Origin of the sequence: Nonomuraea aurantiaca, assembly GCF_020215705.1 — a bacterium.
GTDB classification, from domain to species: Bacteria; Actinomycetota; Actinomycetes; order Streptosporangiales; family Streptosporangiaceae; genus Nonomuraea; species Nonomuraea aurantiaca.
This window is the reverse complement of record NZ_JAIWNB010000007.1, coordinates 18,639-34,173: the sequence shown is the minus strand read 5'-3', so window position 1 is coordinate 34,173 and position 15,535 is coordinate 18,639. Positions and strand designations below refer to the sequence as shown.

At 69.0% G+C, this 15,535-nt stretch carries 17 protein-coding genes and 1 riboswitch; of the genes, 7 read left to right on the top strand and 10 right to left on the bottom strand.

Annotation, left to right across the window (positions count from 1 at the left end):
- Window positions 1-3: 3 nt before the first annotated feature.
- The 3 genes from ngcE to LDL49_RS18325 all read right to left on the bottom strand — a co-directional run bounded on the left by ngcE (window position 4) and on the right by LDL49_RS18325 (window position 3,919).
- Complete coding sequence (ngcE, locus tag LDL49_RS18335; protein WP_225292297.1) at window positions 4-1,449, bottom strand: N-acetylglucosamine/diacetylchitobiose ABC transporter substrate-binding protein; 1,446 nt, start codon at window positions 1,447-1,449, stop codon at window positions 4-6.
- A gap of 165 nt (window positions 1,450-1,614) precedes the next feature.
- Window positions 1,615-2,829 carry an aminotransferase class III-fold pyridoxal phosphate-dependent enzyme gene (locus tag LDL49_RS18330; protein ID WP_225292296.1) on the bottom strand — a complete coding sequence of 405 codons (1,215 nt, stop codon included), beginning with the start codon at window positions 2,827-2,829 and terminating at the stop codon, window positions 1,615-1,617.
- A gap of 109 nt (window positions 2,830-2,938) precedes the next feature.
- The gene (locus LDL49_RS18325) at window positions 2,939-3,919 is read right to left on the bottom strand and encodes a carbohydrate kinase family protein (RefSeq protein WP_225292295.1); all 981 of its coding nucleotides are present in this window, start codon (window positions 3,917-3,919) and stop codon (window positions 2,939-2,941) included.
- 71 nt (window positions 3,920-3,990) lie between these two features.
- On the opposite strand from LDL49_RS18325, the gene LDL49_RS18320 reads away from it, so the two are divergent.
- Window positions 3,991-4,575 carry a TetR/AcrR family transcriptional regulator gene (locus LDL49_RS18320; protein WP_225292294.1) on the top strand — a complete coding sequence of 195 codons (585 nt, stop codon included), beginning with the start codon at window positions 3,991-3,993 and terminating at the stop codon, window positions 4,573-4,575.
- Between the two features lie 7 nt (window positions 4,576-4,582).
- On the opposite strand, the gene LDL49_RS18315 is transcribed toward LDL49_RS18320, so the two are convergent.
- Window positions 4,583-5,008: an HD domain-containing protein gene (locus LDL49_RS18315; RefSeq protein ID WP_225292293.1), complete on the bottom strand. Its 426-nt coding sequence runs from the start codon at window positions 5,006-5,008 to the stop codon at window positions 4,583-4,585.
- Window positions 5,009-5,152: 144 nt separating this feature from the next.
- Here LDL49_RS18315 and LDL49_RS18310 point away from each other — a divergent pair, with 144 nt between their 5' ends.
- Window positions 5,153-5,791 carry a class II aldolase/adducin family protein gene (locus LDL49_RS18310; RefSeq protein WP_225292292.1) on the top strand — a complete coding sequence of 213 codons (639 nt, stop codon included), beginning with the start codon at window positions 5,153-5,155 and terminating at the stop codon, window positions 5,789-5,791.
- Between the two features lie 5 nt (window positions 5,792-5,796).
- Here LDL49_RS18310 and LDL49_RS18305 read toward each other — a convergent pair whose 3' ends face one another.
- A complete protein-coding gene (locus LDL49_RS18305; RefSeq protein ID WP_225292291.1) occupies window positions 5,797-7,365 on the bottom strand; it encodes a DUF885 domain-containing protein in 1,569 nt (522 codons plus the stop codon).
- 22 nt (window positions 7,366-7,387) lie between these two features.
- Here LDL49_RS18305 and LDL49_RS18300 point away from each other — a divergent pair, with 22 nt between their 5' ends.
- The gene (locus tag LDL49_RS18300) at window positions 7,388-8,641 is read left to right on the top strand and encodes a DUF4032 domain-containing protein (RefSeq protein ID WP_225292290.1); all 1,254 of its coding nucleotides are present in this window, start codon (window positions 7,388-7,390) and stop codon (window positions 8,639-8,641) included.
- On the opposite strand, the gene LDL49_RS18295 is transcribed toward LDL49_RS18300, so the two are convergent.
- Window positions 8,625-9,227: an NAD(P)-dependent oxidoreductase gene (locus LDL49_RS18295; RefSeq protein WP_225292289.1), complete on the bottom strand. Its 603-nt coding sequence runs from the start codon at window positions 9,225-9,227 to the stop codon at window positions 8,625-8,627. The genes LDL49_RS18300 and LDL49_RS18295 overlap by 17 nt on opposite strands.
- A 234-nt stretch (window positions 9,228-9,461) precedes the next feature.
- On the opposite strand from LDL49_RS18295, the gene LDL49_RS18290 reads away from it, so the two are divergent.
- Genes LDL49_RS18290 through LDL49_RS18275 form a run of 4 tightly spaced genes read left to right on the top strand, consistent with a single transcriptional unit; the run spans window position 9,462 to window position 11,518 of the window.
- Window positions 9,462-9,839, top strand: a complete 378-nt coding sequence (locus tag LDL49_RS18290; protein ID WP_225292288.1) for a roadblock/LC7 domain-containing protein — start codon at window positions 9,462-9,464, stop codon at window positions 9,837-9,839.
- A 3-nt stretch (window positions 9,840-9,842) separates the two neighbouring features.
- Window positions 9,843-10,724, top strand: a complete 882-nt coding sequence (locus LDL49_RS18285; protein WP_225292287.1) for a hypothetical protein — start codon at window positions 9,843-9,845, stop codon at window positions 10,722-10,724.
- Window positions 10,725-10,753: 29 nt separating this feature from the next.
- Window positions 10,754-11,128, top strand: coding sequence for a roadblock/LC7 domain-containing protein (locus LDL49_RS18280; protein ID WP_225292286.1), 375 nt, complete (start codon window positions 10,754-10,756; stop codon window positions 11,126-11,128).
- An 18-nt stretch (window positions 11,129-11,146) separates the two neighbouring features.
- Complete coding sequence (locus tag LDL49_RS18275; RefSeq protein ID WP_225292285.1) at window positions 11,147-11,518, top strand: hypothetical protein; 372 nt, start codon at window positions 11,147-11,149, stop codon at window positions 11,516-11,518.
- A 72-nt stretch (window positions 11,519-11,590) separates the two neighbouring features.
- Here the strand turns inward: LDL49_RS18275 and LDL49_RS18270 are convergent, their stop codons facing one another.
- From LDL49_RS18270 to LDL49_RS18255, 4 genes are all read right to left on the bottom strand, one after another.
- Window positions 11,591-12,436, bottom strand: coding sequence for an alpha/beta fold hydrolase (locus LDL49_RS18270; RefSeq protein WP_225292284.1), 846 nt, complete (start codon window positions 12,434-12,436; stop codon window positions 11,591-11,593).
- A 125-nt stretch (window positions 12,437-12,561) separates the two neighbouring features.
- Entirely contained in the window at window positions 12,562-13,314 is a 753-nt protein-coding gene (locus tag LDL49_RS58395; protein ID WP_308016145.1) for a hypothetical protein, read from the bottom strand.
- Between the two features lie 181 nt (window positions 13,315-13,495).
- Window positions 13,496-13,630: riboswitch (cyclic di-AMP (ydaO/yuaA leader) on the bottom strand.
- A gap of 163 nt (window positions 13,631-13,793) precedes the next feature.
- Window positions 13,794-13,994 carry a DUF5302 domain-containing protein gene (locus LDL49_RS18260; RefSeq protein WP_225292283.1) on the bottom strand — a complete coding sequence of 67 codons (201 nt, stop codon included), beginning with the start codon at window positions 13,992-13,994 and terminating at the stop codon, window positions 13,794-13,796.
- Between the two features lie 47 nt (window positions 13,995-14,041).
- The gene (locus LDL49_RS18255) at window positions 14,042-15,478 is read right to left on the bottom strand and encodes an MDR family MFS transporter (RefSeq protein ID WP_225292282.1); all 1,437 of its coding nucleotides are present in this window, start codon (window positions 15,476-15,478) and stop codon (window positions 14,042-14,044) included.
- Window positions 15,479-15,535: the final 57 nt, after the last annotated feature.

The window sequence follows — 15,535 nt, the reverse complement described above, 5'->3', positions numbered from 1 at the left end:
GTGCTAGTTGCTCCGCGTCTGCTTGACGACGGACGAGTCCTTCTTGATGGCGTCCGCCTTCTTCTGCATGTTCTGGCAGAACTTCTCGGGAGTGATGCGCCCGGCCATGACCACGTTTATCTGCTGGGTGCCGTAGTCGAACAGCTCCTTATACCAGCCCTCGAAACGGGCGTCGGTGATGATGTTCTGGCCGGCGGCGTCCTGCGCCTTGGCCGCGCTCTTCAGGCCGGGGGTGAGATCCAGCCCCTCGGCCGCGCCGTTGACCACGGTGAGGTTCAGGGTCTTCTCGGTGAAGCCCTTGGCCCCTTCCTTCGACAACATGATGCGGAGATACTCCAGGCCACCCTGCGGGTTCTTGCCTTTGGCGGAGACGAAGAAGTTCTCGCCGACCCCCACCTGGATGGCCCCGTACGGCATCTTGTCGGCGGCGGTGACGTCGGGGATCGGGGCGATGGCGTACTCGAAGTCCTTGGGCTTGTCCTTGGCCATCTCGTTCTCGATCCACGAGCCGACCGGGTAGAAGAGCAGCTTGTTCTGGAGCTGCTTGACCTGGGTCTGGGTGTGGTCGAGGCCGAAGTACGCTTTATCGCTATAAAGCGTCTGGATCTCCACCCAGGCGGTCACCGACTGCTTCACCGGCTCGGCGTTCCAGGCGTTGTCGACCAGGTTGTCGATGTCGATGAGGACCTGGTTGCCGCCGATCTTGGCGGCGGTGTAGAGGGCGTTCCAGAGCTGGTAGTAGGGGCCCTTCTGTCCGGGATAGGCGAAGAGCAGGATGCCTTCCTTCTTCGCCGTGTCGCCGAGCGCCTTGAACTCCGCCCACGTCTTCGGAAGCGCCCATCCCTTGTCCGCGAAGAGCTTGGCGTTGTACCAGAGCGCGCGGTGGGAGACGGTGTAGTTGAGGACCAGGTCCTTGCCGTCGATCTTCGCGTTGTCCAGCACGGCCGGCGTCACGGTGTCGCGGACCTTCTTGGACGGGTCGTCCAAGGAAGGCGCGTCGAACAGCGCGGTCAGGTCGGCCAGCTGGCCCTCGCCGGCCATGGCGGCCAGGTCGAGCGCCTCGGGGCCCGAGTTGTTGACCACGTCGGGCACGTCGCCGCTGACGAAGCGCGGGCGCAGCTGGGTGCCGATCTGCTGGGTCGCGTTGTGCTTGACCGTCGCTCCGGGGAACCTCTTCTCGTACATCTTCTCGTGCAGGTCTTTGGCGTACGCGTCGCCGTAGCCGCCGCTGAAGATCGTGACCTCCAGCGGCTTCTTGGCGTCGACGCCGAAGGGGTTCTTCGGGTCGGCGGAGACGGCGATCGAGCCGGTCGGCGTCGAGGTGGGCTCGTCGCCGGCGCCGCTGGTGGCGCAGGCGCTCAGCAGGCCCGCGCCGGGGCCGGCGACGAACGCGGTCAGGCCGATACGGCGCAGCAGCTCACGCCGAGTGATCTCTCCCGGGTGGGTCATGGGGGCTCCTGAAGAGGACGAATTAGGAAAGTTTCCTAACCGTTTGCCCGAAGGTACGAACGGCCGGGCGCACTCGTCAAGGGGCGCAATCGAGCCGTAACACCTTTGCCGCGATCCTCTACAGGAAGGACATTAGATGTACCCCGCCCAAACAGCCACCCATCCTCAGCCCAAGTGCGCTCGGGTCTCGGCGAAGGCCAGGTCGGTTCCCTCCAGGGCCCGTGCCACGTCCTCCTCCGTGTGCGCCGCCGACATGAACCAGTTGTGCCACGGGTGGATGTACACGCCGTGCCGCAGGCAGGCGTCGCTCCAGTACATGGCGGTCGACAGGTCGGTGTCGCCGTCGAAGCTCAGCCACGGGATCGTCACGGGCCCGGTCTGGTTCACCACGAACCCGTGCGCCTTGGCCTGCCCGTACAGCCCGTCACGCAGCTGCGTCCCGGCCCGCTCCATGGCCGCGATGCCGTCGGTGTCGCGCAGCGTCTCGATCGTCGCCTTCGCCGCCGCCATCGCCACGGCCGAGAACCAGAACGAGCCCGTCGAATACAGCGTCTGAGCCGGGCCGCGCAACGCGTCCGTTCCGGTCACGGCGGCTATGGCGTAGCCGTTCGCCATGGCCTTGGACCAAGCCGTCAGGTCCGGCCGTACGCCGTAGGGCTCCCACGATCCCCGCAGGTCGATCCTGAACCCCGCCCGGACGTCGTCGATCACCAGCGCGGCCCCGATCCGGTCGGCCAGCGCCCGCGCGGCGCGCGCGAAAGCGGGCTCCACCAGCTCCTGGTCCTCGAAGGAGTCGTGTTTGAAGGGCGTCACGATGATCGCCGCGACCTCCCCCTCGACCGTAGCGGCCGCGGCCTCCAGCGACTCGATCGAGTTGTAGTCGAACTCCACCAGGTCGGCCCGCTCGTTCGGCGTCGTCCCGGCGAGCGACGGCGTGCACCAGGGGTCGGCCCCGTGGTAGGCGCCGTGGGCCATCAGCACCTTCGTCCGGCCGGTGGCCGCTCTGGCGACCATGAGCGCCTGCGTGGTGGCATCGGTGCCGTTCTTGGAGAACATCGCCCAATCCGCGCTGGGCACGGTGTCGACCAGCAGCTCGGCCAGCTCGACCATGATCGGGCCAGGCCCGTTGAGGCAATCGCCGAGAGCCAGCTGCCGGGCGGCCGCCTCCTCCACGCGCGGGTGCCGGTGCCCGAGCACCACCGGGCCCCAGCTGCACATGAAGTCGATGTACTCGCGGCCGTCCACGTCCCATTGACGGCACCCTTCGCCCCGCTCGAAGAACTGCGGGTATCCGGAGGCGAAGATCGCGGCGTTGAGGTGCCCGTACATACCGCCGGGCACGACCTTCAACGCCCGCTGACGAAGCTCAGCGTCTGTCATCTGAAATCCCTCTCTCCAAGTTCCATCCGCCCGGCGGCGGGTCGAGCGCCGCCGAGGTCAGTGCGGCCGGTGCGGCCGGCGGTCCGGTACGGCTCGGCCGAGGGCGTGGTCATGTCAGGAGGGCGAGGGTGGATTCGAGGTCGGTGAGGCCCGCGTCCGAGCCGAGCCCGGTGGCGACCTGGGCGGCGGCGGCCGTGCCCCAGCGGGCGGCGCCCACCACGTCCTGTCCGTGCAGCAGTCCGGTGATGAACCCGGCGCAGTACGCGTCCCCGCAACCGGTCGTGTCGCTGACCTCGATCTTGAGCGCGGGCACCTGCTCGATCCCCGCCTCGGTCACCACCAGGCTTCCCTCGGCCCCCATGGTGACGAGCACCCCGCGCGGCCCCTCCCCCAGCAATGCCAGGGCCGCCGCCGACACCTCCGCCACGGAAGGCGACGAGACCGCCGACGAGCCGGCGTCGGCGCCGTCGGTGAGGTCGGCGGTGAGGTCGGCTGCCATGAGGAGCGCCTGGGAGTCGTTCGGGAGGACATAGTCCACGTGCGGGAGGAATGCCCTGGCCATCCCCAGCAAGTCCGGCATTTCCGACAGCAGGTCCATCGTCACGATCGCCCCGGACGCCCGGAGCGAGTCCAGCAGCGCGAAGAACGCCGGATCCCCCAGCCCGAACGTCACGTCCATCCCGCCCAGGTGGACGGCCCGCACGCCCCGCAGCCGCGCCTCGTCCAGGTCCGCCGGCATGACCCCGAGGTTCGCCCCGGGGACGTGGAAGCTCGGGCGCCCGCCGTCGGGCCTGATCGGCAGGATCGAGGCCGCCGTCTGCTCTCCGGCCTTGCGGGTGAGCAGGGAGACGTCCACACCGCGCTTGGCCATCACCGCCACCAGGAAGTCCCCGAGCTCGTCATCCCCGATCGCGCCCATGGAGACGACCTCGTTGCCCAGTTTGACCAGGTCGACCGCCGTCCCGGCCGCGGACCCCGCGGCGGTCAGCCGGATCTGGTCCACCAGGGCGGTGTCCTGCCCCTCCGGGATGTACGAGACGGGCCTGGCGAGGATGTCGACGATGTGCACGCCGACCGTGGCGACGGTCATGGGTCTAAATAGACAGACGTCCGAATAAAAAGTCAATATGCTCGGGACAGCACCAAGAAGGAGGCAACCGGATGCCGAAGATCGTTGACCATGACGAGCGCAGGCGCGAGGTGCTCTCAGCCGCCCGCCGGGTGATCGTCAGGGACGGCATCGACGCCGCCACGACCCGTGCCATCGCCAAGGAGGCGGGCTACTCCAACGGCGTGCTGGCGCACTACTTCGCCGACAAGGACGAGATCCTGCTGTCGGCGCTGCGGCAGTCCCACCAGCGCATCCGCGAGCGCCTGACGCGCAAGGTCGAGAGCGCCACGGGTCTGGCCGCCCTGCGCGAGCTGCTGCTGGACAACCTGCCGCTCGACGCGGAGCGTACCCAGGAGACGCGCCTGGAGGTCAGCTTCTGGAGCCGCAGCCTGGCCTCGGAGCGCCTCGCCGAGGTCCAGCGCGCCGAGGCCGACGAGCTCCGCGGCGCCGTACGGAGGCTGCTCGGTGAGGCTCGGGCGGCGGGCGAACTCACCACCGACGAGAACCTCGACGACATCACAGAGCGCCTGCTGGCGCTGGTCGACGGGCTCAGCCTGCACCTGCTGCTCTATCCCGGCCGCCTCGCCCGCGTGGATCTGGAGCGCCTGATGCTCTCCACCCTCGACCATCTTTGATGGTCTTTCAAAAGACCTTCCATCCTGTACGGCAAGCCGCCCCACCCGCCAACCGCCGCACGTGGCGGGCGTCTGTCCAGGGAGACGCCCGCTGACCGGGCGCAACGTCCCGCCGCCACGGCGCTTGGTCACCCGATTCGGCCCTCATCCTCGACCAGGTGCGGAGGTCACTCTTCGGCCTGTCGCTCGCGCAGGTACCAGGGTAGGTCAGCAGTCCGCGCCGGTCGGCGATGCCCACGGAGGAGTGCAGGGCGATCGCTTCCCACACCCGGTCGACGTCAGCCGCGGCGATGCCGTGCTCGGTCAGCACGGATGCCGCCAGATCGGCGCCTTCCACTTCGAACCGGGCCTGGCCGGCCGCGAGGGTGCCCAGCCCCAGATCGTGCATCACGTCGGCCAGCGGCCCCGTGGGCAGGGCGAGGATGTCGTTCATGCGGCGACCGTATGAGGGCGGAGCAGCAAGGAGAAGAGGCACAAGTGCCATGCATCGCCGGGATCGGGTCATGACTTCGACGAAGCCGAGGCTGCCGCTCTATGGCGTTGCCGCATTTCGGACGACCGACTACATTGCTCCGCCATGAGCCTTCGCGAGCAGCTGTGCGAGTACGGGCAGAAAGCCGTCGAGCAGGGCCTGGTCATCGGCACGTCGGGCAACCTGAGCGTTCGTCAGGGCGAACTGGTCGCGGTCACCCCCTCCGGGGTCGCGCTCGACCGGCTGACGCCGGAGATGTGCCCGATCGTGGACATCGAGGGTTACCTGATCGAAGGCGACCTGCAGCCGTCCTCGGAGACCCCGATGCACCTGGCCGTCTACGAGACCACCGGCGCGCAGGCCATCGTCCACACCCACTCGGTGTTCGGGACCGTCGTGGCCACCACGATGACCGAGCTGCCACCGGTGCACTACAACGCGCTGCTGCTGGGCGGGGCGGTGCGCGTGGCCGAGTACGCGACGTACGGGACGCCGGAGCTGGCGGCCAACGTCCGGGCGGCGCTCGACGGCAAGCAGGCGGCGCTCATGGCCAACCACGGCGGCGTCACCATCGGCGCCACGCTCGAGCAGGCCTTCGAGGCCACCCGGTTACTGGAATGGCTGTGTGAGGTGTACGTGCGGGGGCTGAGCGTCGGCAGGCCCACGATCCTGACCGACGAGCAGCTCGCGGCCGTGATCGACCGCTCGCTCAACCCGCCGGCCTTCCCCCGCCGCACACCCTGAACGGGCTACAGGTGGGCCGCCTGTTCGGCCAGCCCCAGGGGCAGGCCGCCCGAGCCCGCGATCTTGTCGTGGAACGACTTCAGCGACCCGTCGTACGACTCCCTGATCCGGTCGATCTCGATCGCGCCCGTCAGGTAGGACGGCGCCTGCGTGGGCCAGGCGCAGTAGCGGTTGACCTCTCCCTGCGCCGTTCCGGGCGACAGTGACGCCTTCGTCGCCATGAACGTCTCCGCCTCCTCGATCGACATGTCCTCGCAGTGCAGCGCCGTGTCCACCACGATGCGGGCCGCGCGGAAGATGCGGCAGTCCAGGTGCGCCAGCTCGGTGGCGAGCGTGTCGAAATAGCCCTGCTCGTGCAGCACCTTCTCGACGTAGAGGGCCCAGCCCTCGGTGAAGTACGGGGTGCGGAACACGTTGCGCACGGTCCGGGTGTTGCTCGCCATGTGCGACAGGTGCCAGTGGTGGCCGGGATAGGCCTCGTGGACGGCGATCGACGGCATCTGGGCCCGCGAGTTCGTCCGCAGGCGCTGCCGTACCTGCTCCTCGGTGAAGCCGTCAGGCGTGTACGGCACGAAGAACACGCCGGTACGCGAGCTGCTCAGCGGCGGCGGCGACAGGTAGTGGGCCACGGCCAGGACCGGCCGGGTGTATTCGGCCGAGGGCAGCACCAGGCACTCCTCCCCCTCGGGGAAGGTCACCAGGTCGCGTTCCCTGACGAACTCGCGGGCCCGCCGGGTCTCGGCCTCGTACTCGGCCCGCATGTCGGCCAGCGTGGCGGGATGGTCGTCCATCAAGGACTCCATCGCGGCGCGCCAGTCCTCGGTGCCGTTGAGCCTCCTGGTGACCTCGCGCATCCGCGCGTCCAGCGACGCCCAGGCCGCCTTGCCCTTTTCGTGCAGCTCGGCGGCGCCGTACCCGAGCAGCTCGCGCTCGCGCAGCAGGGTCGAGTAGAGCCGCTCGCCCATCCGCCAGGTGCCGCCGCACTCGAACTCTTCGAGGAAGGTGACGAACGCGTCGAAAGCGGCGGCGGCCGGCTCGGCGGCGGCCGCGAGCCGTACCCGCAGCTCCGGGTCCGTCACCATCGACGGGACGGTCTTCGTGAGGAAGTTGCGCCCGGTGCGCGCCTGCCCGAGGCCGCGCTGGACGAGCAGCGGCGCCGCGAGCTCGGCGTCGAGGTTGGCCCGGCAGGCGGCCAGCACGTCAGGCACCTCGGCCAGCCGGGAGACGGCGGCGGCCACCAGCTCGGGCTCGGGCTTGAGCCGCCGCTGGAACGGCGTGAACATGGAGGTGAAGATCGCCGACAGGTAGACGGCCGGGTCGCGCCGCCAGTCCGGCCAGGAGGCCAGGGCGATGGAGCCCCTCAGCTGAGACAGGACGAGATCCCTGTCGATCGCGTCGTCCGGTGTCGGCGTCTCCAGCCTGGAGAGCCGGTCCAGCCAGACGATCTCTTCGCGCTCACGGGCGGCGAAGGCGGCGGCGGTGAAGTCACCGAGCGTGTGATCGTAGCCGTCGGCTCCCAGGTAGCTGGCGACGACGGGACGACCGGAAAAGTACCACTTGAGAAACTCGTCCACGCCCGCACAATATCCTGGGCATATGCCCCTACAGATCACCGGCGCGCTCGGCAACCCCGACCTGATCCGCCTGCCTTGGGAGGTCCCTCTCTCCGACTGGCCGACGCATCACATAGTCGACCTGCCGCGCGGTATCTCGCGGCACGTGGTGCGGTTCGTGCGGCTGTCCGGCAACGTGTACGCGATCAAGGAGATCAGCGAGCGGTACGCCAGGCGGGAGTACCAGCTGCTGTGGGACCTGGCCAGGCTCGACGCGCCGGCGGTCGAGCCGATCGCCTACGTCACCGGCCGGGACGAGGGGCTCGACGCGGCGCTGATCACCCGGCACCTGCAGTTCTCGCTCCCCTACCGCGCGGTCATGTCGGGGACGCTGCGGCCCGACACGCTCACCCGCCTGCTGGACGCGCTGGCCGTGCTGCTGGTGCGGCTGCACCTGACCGGCTTCTACTGGGGCGACTGCTCGCTGTCGAACACGCTGTTCCGCCGGGACGCGGGCGCGTTCGCCGCCTACCTCGTGGACGCGGAGACCGGCGAGATGCACCCGATGATCAGCGAGGGCCAGCGGCTCGGCGACATCGAGACCGCGCACATGAACATCTTCGGCGAGATGCTCGACCTGGAGGCGGGCGGGCTGCTGCACCCGTCGATCGACCCCATGGACACCGCCGAGGACATCGTGACCCGCTACCACCGGCTCTGGAACGAGATCACCCAGGACGAGATCATCGAAGAGGTCGACTGGCACCGGGTGGAGCAGCGGATCAGGCGGCTCAACCTGCTGGGCTTCGACGTGGCCGAGATGATGGTGCGGCGCAAGGTCGGCACCGGGCGGCTCATCGTCCGGCCCAAGGTGGTCGACGCGGGGCACCACCAGCGGCGGCTGCTCCGGCTCACCGGGCTCGACGTCGAGGAGAACCAGGCCAGGCGGCTGCTGAACGACCTCGACGGGTTCCGGGTCGCCAAGGGCCTGCGGCACGAGGACGAGGCGATCGTGGCGCACCGGTGGCTGGCCGAGGTGTTCCAGCCGACGGTCGAGGGCATCCCGGCCCGGCTGCGCGGGAAGCTGGAGCCCGCGCAGCTGTTCCACGAGGTGCTGGACCACCGGTGGTACCTGTCGGAGGCGGCCGGGGCCGACGTGGGCCTCACGGCCGCCGTGAAGTCGTACGTGGACAAGGTGCTCGTCCACAAGCCCGACGAGAAGGCGCTCCTGCCCGAGGAGCCGGGCGGCCTCCTGGAGGAGGCGGAGGAGCCTGGCGCGTTCAGTAGGCGACCGTGATGCGCCGGCGCGGATGCTCGCCCTTCTCCACCTCGTCGGCGATCGCGATCGCGTAGTCCTCGGCCGAGATGCGGCTGTTGCCCTCGGCGTCCGCGAGAACCTGGTCGCCGCCGACCCGGTAGTGCCCGGTGCGCTCTCCGGGCGCGATCTCCGCGGCCGGGGAGACGTAGGTCCAGTCGAGGTCGCCGACCTCGCGATAGAGGCCGAGAGCACTCCGCTGGGCCAGCGCCTCCTTCTTGTAGATCTCCGGGAAGCCAGGCGTGTCGACCAGGTCGACACCGGGCGCCGCCTCCAGGCTGCCGGCGCCGCCGACGACGATGAGCCGCCCGACCCCGGCGGCCCGGACGCCGTCGATGAGGGCGCGATGGGCGTCGAGGAACGGCCCCTCAGGCTCGCTTCCGTCGCGGGGCGGAGAGATCGCGCAGATCACCGCGTCGTGGCCGCGGCCCAGCGTGGCGGCGTCGCGCACATCTCCCTTGACCGACCCCGACCTGCTGACACCGGTCACCTCGTGGCCGCGGGTCGCCAGCTCGGCGGCGATGCGCTGACCGACCATGCCGGTCGCGCCAAAGAGAAGAATTTTCATATCGCCAAGGGTATCCGCTGGATACTGGCGAGCCGGGCCAGGAATAATGTGAGCGAAATTCTTAAATGTCGCAAGCAATACCCCTAAACGGGAAATCTCCATCGCGGTTAGGTTTTTCTCCCCCTTAGCCGTAGACATCTTTACCTTCATACATATCTCGCTTTATCCGATCACCCGGCCGCCCTCCGCCGCTCCTACGCTGTCCCAGTCCTCATGACGGCGTGGGAGGGTCACGTGCTGGGACTGGATGACTGCCTGACCGAGGTCATGGCGATACCAGGGGCATTGGATGCGATGCTGGTGGACCAGACGAGCGGCATGGCCGTGGCCATCAGCGGGCCACCGCATGGCGTGGACGCCGAGAGCTCCGCCGCCGCCCTGACCGAGACACTGCGCGCGACCATGGACGGTCTGGCCCGCTCCTGCCCCGGCGAAACTGTCCGCATCGACGACATGCTGGTCACTACCGACAAAGGCCATCATTTACTGAGATTCCTCGAAACGGTATTCGAGGGGCCGCTGGTCATTTACCTGCGACTCGACCTGGAGCGGTCGAACCTCGCCCTGGCGCGTTACCGCCTGCTGAACATCTCCCGCCAATTGCTCGCCTGAGCCATGGCACCGCTGGACACGCTTCTGGCCGGTCTCGCCCGTGAACATGCCACGGGCGCGCTCCGCGTGGGCCGGGCCGGGACGATCTTCCTCAGCGAGGGCCGGGTCACGTACATGGAGTGCGCCCAGACGCCCGGCGTCGAGCGACTGCTGGCGGCGCGCGGACGGCTGCCGGAGGCGGCGCTGCGCAGGCTGCAGGCCGACGGGGGCTGCAAGCGCCTGCTGGAGGAAGGGCCCGTCACGCTGGGCGAGCTGCAGTACTGCGTGCTCGGGGCGGTCCTGGACGCCGCGTTCTTCCTGCTGCCGGTCGGCGGGACGCGGCCGAAGTTCCGGCCGGGCGAGCAGCACTGGCTGGGCGGGCAGTGGTACTTCGACGTGGCGGGCCTGATGCGGGAGTGCGCGCGCCGCCGCGCCTATCTCGCGCAGATCTGGCCGTCCGCCCAGCTGGACACGGCTCCGGTACGGCCGGCGCCGTGGCTGCCGGGCAGCCGGGTGACTCTGGACTCGGTCCAGTGGGAGGTCGTCACCGGGGCCGGGGCCGAGGCGACACCGCTCGACCTGGCCAGACGGATCGGCAGGTCCGGCTATTCGGTGCTGCTGGCCGTACGGAGGATGGCGGCGGCCGGGCTGCTGGCACCGCCCGTGGAGCCGACCACCACCACGCGCGCCCCGGAAGAGAGCGCGACGAAGGCCGGTGAGCACAGGGCGAAGACCGCCGGAGGCGGGCAGGGTGCGCTGCCGCAGCGGGGGCGCGGAGCGGCCGCCCAACGGCCGCCGCACGATCCCCGTGCCCCGGGCCTGCCGCTCGGCCCGCCGGTCACGGCGGACCCCACGGACCTGGCTCTGCTGATGCGCCTGAAGAAGGCACTGGAGGAGCTGACATGAGGTTCCCCCGCCCGCAAAGGAGGCCACCGGTGGAGCTGCGTGAAGAGGTGCTCAGGGAGATGGTTCTCCTGCGCGAGCGCACCCCGGACATCAGCGGGAGCGTCGCCTGCACGGTCGACGGCATGAGCATCGCCTGCGACAACGCCGACGGCAGTGGCGAGCAGGTCGCCGCGCTGTCCGCGGCACTGCTCGCGCTGAGCAGGCGCATGACGATCATGACCGGCCAGGGCGTACTGGAGGAGACGCTCATCTCCGGCACCGCCGGCTTCGCCGCCTTCTACGCGGCGGGCCCCACCATCGTCCTCGCAGTCCTGGCTGAGCCCGGCACCAATCTCGGGCTGCTCCGGCTGGAGGGGCGCAAGACGGCGGCCAGCGTGGCCGCCATCTCGGCACGGATCCACTGAGCTTGAACGGAGGAAGGCATGGCCAGCATGGACGTCTCTCTCAAGGAGATGATGACGATCGACGGCTCGATCGGCGCGGTGATCGTCGATCACGGCAGCGGCATGGCGCTGGGGGCGCTCGGCGGCTCCAAGGACCTGGATCTCCAGGTCGCCGCGGCGGGGAACACGGAGGTGGTCAAGGCCAAGCTGCGCACGATGGACTCGCTGGGGCTCAAGGACTCCATCGAGGACATCCTGATCACGCTCGGCGGCCAGTATCACATCATCCGGCCGATCACCGGGCGCGGCGGCAAGGGGCTCTTCCTCTATCTCGCCCTGGACCGGACGCGGGCCAACCTGGCGCTCGCCCGGCACCAGCTCCGCGGTATCGAGGAGAAGCTGGAGGTCTGAGAGATCCGGTGGCTCGCGTCCGGGCGCGGCGGACACGAGCCACCGACCTCCATCGATCCCTGAACCGGTACGTCAGCCCGTGGTGAGCTTGGTGATGGCGCCGACGATGTCCGGCCAGAGCGGCCGGGGCAGGTCGTGGCCCATGCCGGGGAAGGTCAGCAGCGTGGCGCCCGGAATCGCCGCCGCCGTGGCGTGGCCGCCGGCGACCGGGACGAGCCGGTCGTCCTCGCCGTGAATGACCAGGGCGGGCACCCCCAGCGTGCCGAGCCGCTCCGTGCGATCACCGGAGACCAGGATCGCGGCCAGCTGCCGGGTCGTGCCCGGCGGGTCGAAGCACCGGTCGTACGCCTGGCCGGACAGCCGGAGGATGCGTTCCCGGTCCAGGTCGAAGCCGGGCGAGCCGATCACGGCCCAGGTCTCCAAGGACTGAGCGAGCACGCCGTCCCGATCGGTCGGGGGCGCGGCGAGCAGCACCGCGCTGGCCTCCGGCGTGGGCGGGGCCACGTCGGGGCCGGGAGTCGACATGATCGAGGTAAGGGTCAGCACCCGCTCGGGGTGCCGGATGGCGAGCGTCTGGGCGATCATCCCGCCCATCGAGGCGCCCACGACGTGGGCGGCGGTCCAGCCGAGGGCGTCCATCAGCCCGGCGGCGTCGTCGGCCATGTCGTCCAGCAGATACGAAGAGGACGTCCCCAGGGTGGGAACGCCCTCGTCGTGCAGGTGCGTGGAGAGTCCGGCGTCCCGGTTGTCGAACCGGACGACGTGATGGCCCTGCTCCGCCAGGAGCTCGCAGAGCTCGTCGTCCCAGTGGATGAGCTGGGCGCCGAGCCCCATGATGAGGAGCAGGGGACGTCCGCCGGGTGAGCCGAAGGTCTCGTACGCGATCTCGATGCCGTTGGCGGCTGCAAGCGTGGTCACGAGGTCAGAATGACATTCTGTTTCCCGCGAGGCAAAGACCGCCAGTTCCGGAGTTGACGACCATCGAGATCGCCGGCTCCGGACCTGACGGCCGTCAGCAAGACCGTCTTCGGACCTGACGGCCGTCAGCGCCGGACGAGCTTGCGGATCCGGTCGCGGCCGACCGTCACGCCACCGCCGAACATCGCCAGCGCGACCGCCGCGGCGGCGCCACCGATGGCGTTCGACTCGACGACCTTGTCAGCCTTGTCCTCGGCCTTTTCGGCCTTCTTGGCGGCCACCGGCACGGCCTTGGCGGGAGCGGGCTTGACCGAAGCGGGCTTGTCGCCCTCGGCCACGATCTTCGGGGGCTTGGCGGGGTTGCGGTCCACGACGGCGTACGAACCGGTCGAGAAGGGCAGCGGGTAGTTCTTCTTGCCCGGGCCACTACCCCACTTGGTGATGACGTACTGGATCTTGATGTGGCCCGCGCCACCGTTGCCGTCCACGCCCAGGGTGCTGGAGTTGAAGGTGCCGCCGGTCAAGGCGGCGAAGGTCTTGGCGTCGAGGTCGAGCATGACACCGCTGGAGGACGGCACACCCGGGCCGCGGTCGCCGACGAAGAAGGGCATCTTCTTGCCCTTGTAGACGACGTAGCCCTCGGTCATGAGCGGCCAGCTCGGGCTGGCGGCGAGCCCCTTCTGCATGGGCTTGCCGCTGGCCGGCAGCCCGGTGTCCCCGGCGCGGCCGGAGGAGTCGTCCCAGAAGTAGGACGCGGTGGTCGAGCCCTTGAGCAGGACCTTCTTGTCACTGCCGGAGTCGGCGTGTGCGGCGGTGCCTGCGCCGACGGAGATCGCACCGACGACGGCGGCGGTGAGCATGGCAGAGCGAAGAGACATGAAGTACTGAAGTCCTTTATACGGGAACAAGGGGATTGCGCTCGCGAAAGGTGTGCGTAGCCGGGCAAAACGCCAAACGGTCGCTACGCGGAGCGTGGAAGAGCTGGGGGAAGGTGCCGGTCAGTCAGCGGATGACAACACGCGGGCTGGCGGCACGACGCGGGGGTTACGCATGCGGTAGGTGTCCTCTCCATCTCGCCTACCGGGTTAGCTGACGGGTTCGGGCGTGGAGATGCCCTACCGACCGCGGTCGGATTCACCCCTAAGGAACGTTGGTTCCCCGGTTCCCGCAAGCGGGATTCGGCGCCTGCCGGCTGGTTCTCCCCTGTTGAAGCCCCGAGTCACCGGCTGGTAACTCCATGAACTATAGGTATCAAACCGGACAAAGGCAAACATAAGCCCATGAAAGGGGCGAAGATCTACCTAGAGGGTCAAGAAAAAAGGGGGTACGGCATGCCGTACCCCCAGAAAAGCCCAGGTCAACCGCCGCTCTTCCGCCTGAAAGAACGCTTGCTGGCGGCGGGCCCGTGAGCGCCGTGAATCTTGGAAGGGTCATTGCCCCTGCCACCCGCGCTCGAGTCGGCATGCTGGTTACGCTTGCGATCCAGCGCCTCGCGGAACTTGCGCTTCATCTCGTCCTCGGGAGTTTCGTCGACTTCCGGCTCCGGTGTTTCCGCCATGAGGACCTCCTGGTGTTGGGGACAAGGACAGCTTCGCATGACGGCGCTCAGGACGCGAAACTGGCCTCGACCTTGGGCTGTGGGGTCTCCCGGTCGATCCGCGCACCGGGCATGGCGATCAGGGCGACCAGCGCCACGAGGGCGCCCGCCACACCCAGCGAGGGGATGACCAGGGCCGCGGCTGAGGCGTGCGCGGCGGCCGGCCCGTGCAGCGGCGCCTCGGTGGCGATGACGGAGGTGTACGCGGTGCCGGCCAGCGCCAGGGCGACCGAGCCGCCGATCTGGCGGAAGAACGTCAGGTTGGCCGAGGCCGTACCCATGTACTGGGGCGGCACCGAGTCCCGCACGGCCACGGTCAGACCGGAGAGCATCGGGCCCATGCCGAGGCCGATCAGCGCCATCCACCCGACGAGCACCCAGGCAGGCGTGTCCACGGTCAGACCGGCGCACAGCAGCGTGCCCACGACCAGCAGGAACGGCGCCGCCACCAGCCACGGCTTGTAGACGCGCGTGCGGCTGATCAGCGCGCCCACGACCATGCTGCCCACCACCATGGCCAGGGTCAGCGGGTAGATCCGCAGCCCCGACTCGGTGGCGCTGGCGCCGAGCGCCTCCTGGAAGTAGCGCGGCAGGAACACCACACCGGCGAACATGCAGAACGCCGTGAAGAAGGACGTCACGTTGACCAGCGTGTACGTACGGTTCCGGAACAGATGCATGGGCATGATGGGCGCCTCGGCCCGCCTCTCCACCACCACGAACGCCACGAGCGACACCAGGGCCAGCACGATCGGCCCGATCACCGGCACGCTGGTCCACGTGTGGCCGTCGAGTCCCTTCTCGGTCAGGCCGATGAGCAGCGCGCTGATGGCCACCGTGAAGACCCCGATGCCCAGGTAGTCGGGCCGCCCGCCGCCATGCCCCGGCAGCCGCGGCAGGCGCAGCACGATGATCGCGATCAGCACCAGGCCGATCGGCACGTTCACATAGAAGGCCCAGCGCCAGCTCGCGTGGTCGGTGAAGAGCCCGCCCAGGAACGGCCCGGCGAGGTAGCTGAGCGCCATCACCCCGCCCATCGCGCCCTGCACCCGCGCTCCGCCCTTCTCCGGCGGGAACAGTTCGAGCACCAGGGCGATCGACAGCGGCAGCAGCGCGCCCGCGCCTAAGCCCTGCAACACGCGGAACAGGATGAGCTGCGTCATGTCCTGCGCCACCCCGCACAACGCCGACCCGAGGAGGAACACGGACATGCCGATCAGCACCAGCGGCTTCCTGCCGTGCTGGTCCGACAGCCGTCCATAGAGGGGCACGGTCACGGTCGAGGTCAGCAGGTAGGCCGTGACGACCCAGGTGTAGAGATCGACGCCGCCCAGCTCCGTGATGATCCGCGGCAGGGCCGTACCGACGATCGTCTGGTCGAGCATTCCCAAGAACATGCCGCCGAGCACGGCGACCAGCAGAAGGCCATCGCCTCTGCGCTTCATGTCAGTATTCACACGTGGAGAGTGACATGTAAGAGCTGACATGTCAATCCTTTGCTA

Excerpts from the sequence above, each read along its gene's own strand:
- LDL49_RS18315 (WP_225292293.1), bottom strand. The coding sequence starts at position 5,008 with ATGAACGACATCCTCGCCCTGCCCACGGGGCCGCTGGCCGACGTGATG.
- LDL49_RS18300 (WP_225292290.1), top strand. The coding sequence starts at position 7,388 with ATGCCCCTACAGATCACCGGCGCGCTCGGCAACCCCGACCTGATCCGC.
- ngcE (WP_225292297.1), bottom strand. The coding sequence starts at position 1,449 with ATGACCCACCCGGGAGAGATCACTCGGCGTGAGCTGCTGCGCCGTATC.
- LDL49_RS18320 (WP_225292294.1), top strand. The coding sequence starts at position 3,991 with ATGCCGAAGATCGTTGACCATGACGAGCGCAGGCGCGAGGTGCTCTCA.
- LDL49_RS18295 (WP_225292289.1), bottom strand. The coding sequence starts at position 9,227 with ATGAAAATTCTTCTCTTTGGCGCGACCGGCATGGTCGGTCAGCGCATC.
- LDL49_RS18325 (WP_225292295.1), bottom strand. The coding sequence starts at position 3,919 with ATGACCGTCGCCACGGTCGGCGTGCACATCGTCGACATCCTCGCCAGG.
- LDL49_RS18260 (WP_225292283.1), bottom strand. The coding sequence starts at position 13,994 with ATGGCGGAAACACCGGAGCCGGAAGTCGACGAAACTCCCGAGGACGAG.
- LDL49_RS18285 (WP_225292287.1), top strand. The coding sequence starts at position 9,843 with ATGGCACCGCTGGACACGCTTCTGGCCGGTCTCGCCCGTGAACATGCC.
- LDL49_RS18310 (WP_225292292.1), top strand. The coding sequence starts at position 5,153 with ATGAGCCTTCGCGAGCAGCTGTGCGAGTACGGGCAGAAAGCCGTCGAG.
- LDL49_RS18255 (WP_225292282.1), bottom strand. The coding sequence starts at position 15,478 with ATGAAGCGCAGAGGCGATGGCCTTCTGCTGGTCGCCGTGCTCGGCGGC.
- LDL49_RS18275 (WP_225292285.1), top strand. The coding sequence starts at position 11,147 with ATGGCCAGCATGGACGTCTCTCTCAAGGAGATGATGACGATCGACGGC.
- LDL49_RS58395 (WP_308016145.1), bottom strand. The coding sequence starts at position 13,314 with ATGTCTCTTCGCTCTGCCATGCTCACCGCCGCCGTCGTCGGTGCGATC.
- LDL49_RS18330 (WP_225292296.1), bottom strand. The coding sequence starts at position 2,829 with ATGACAGACGCTGAGCTTCGTCAGCGGGCGTTGAAGGTCGTGCCCGGC.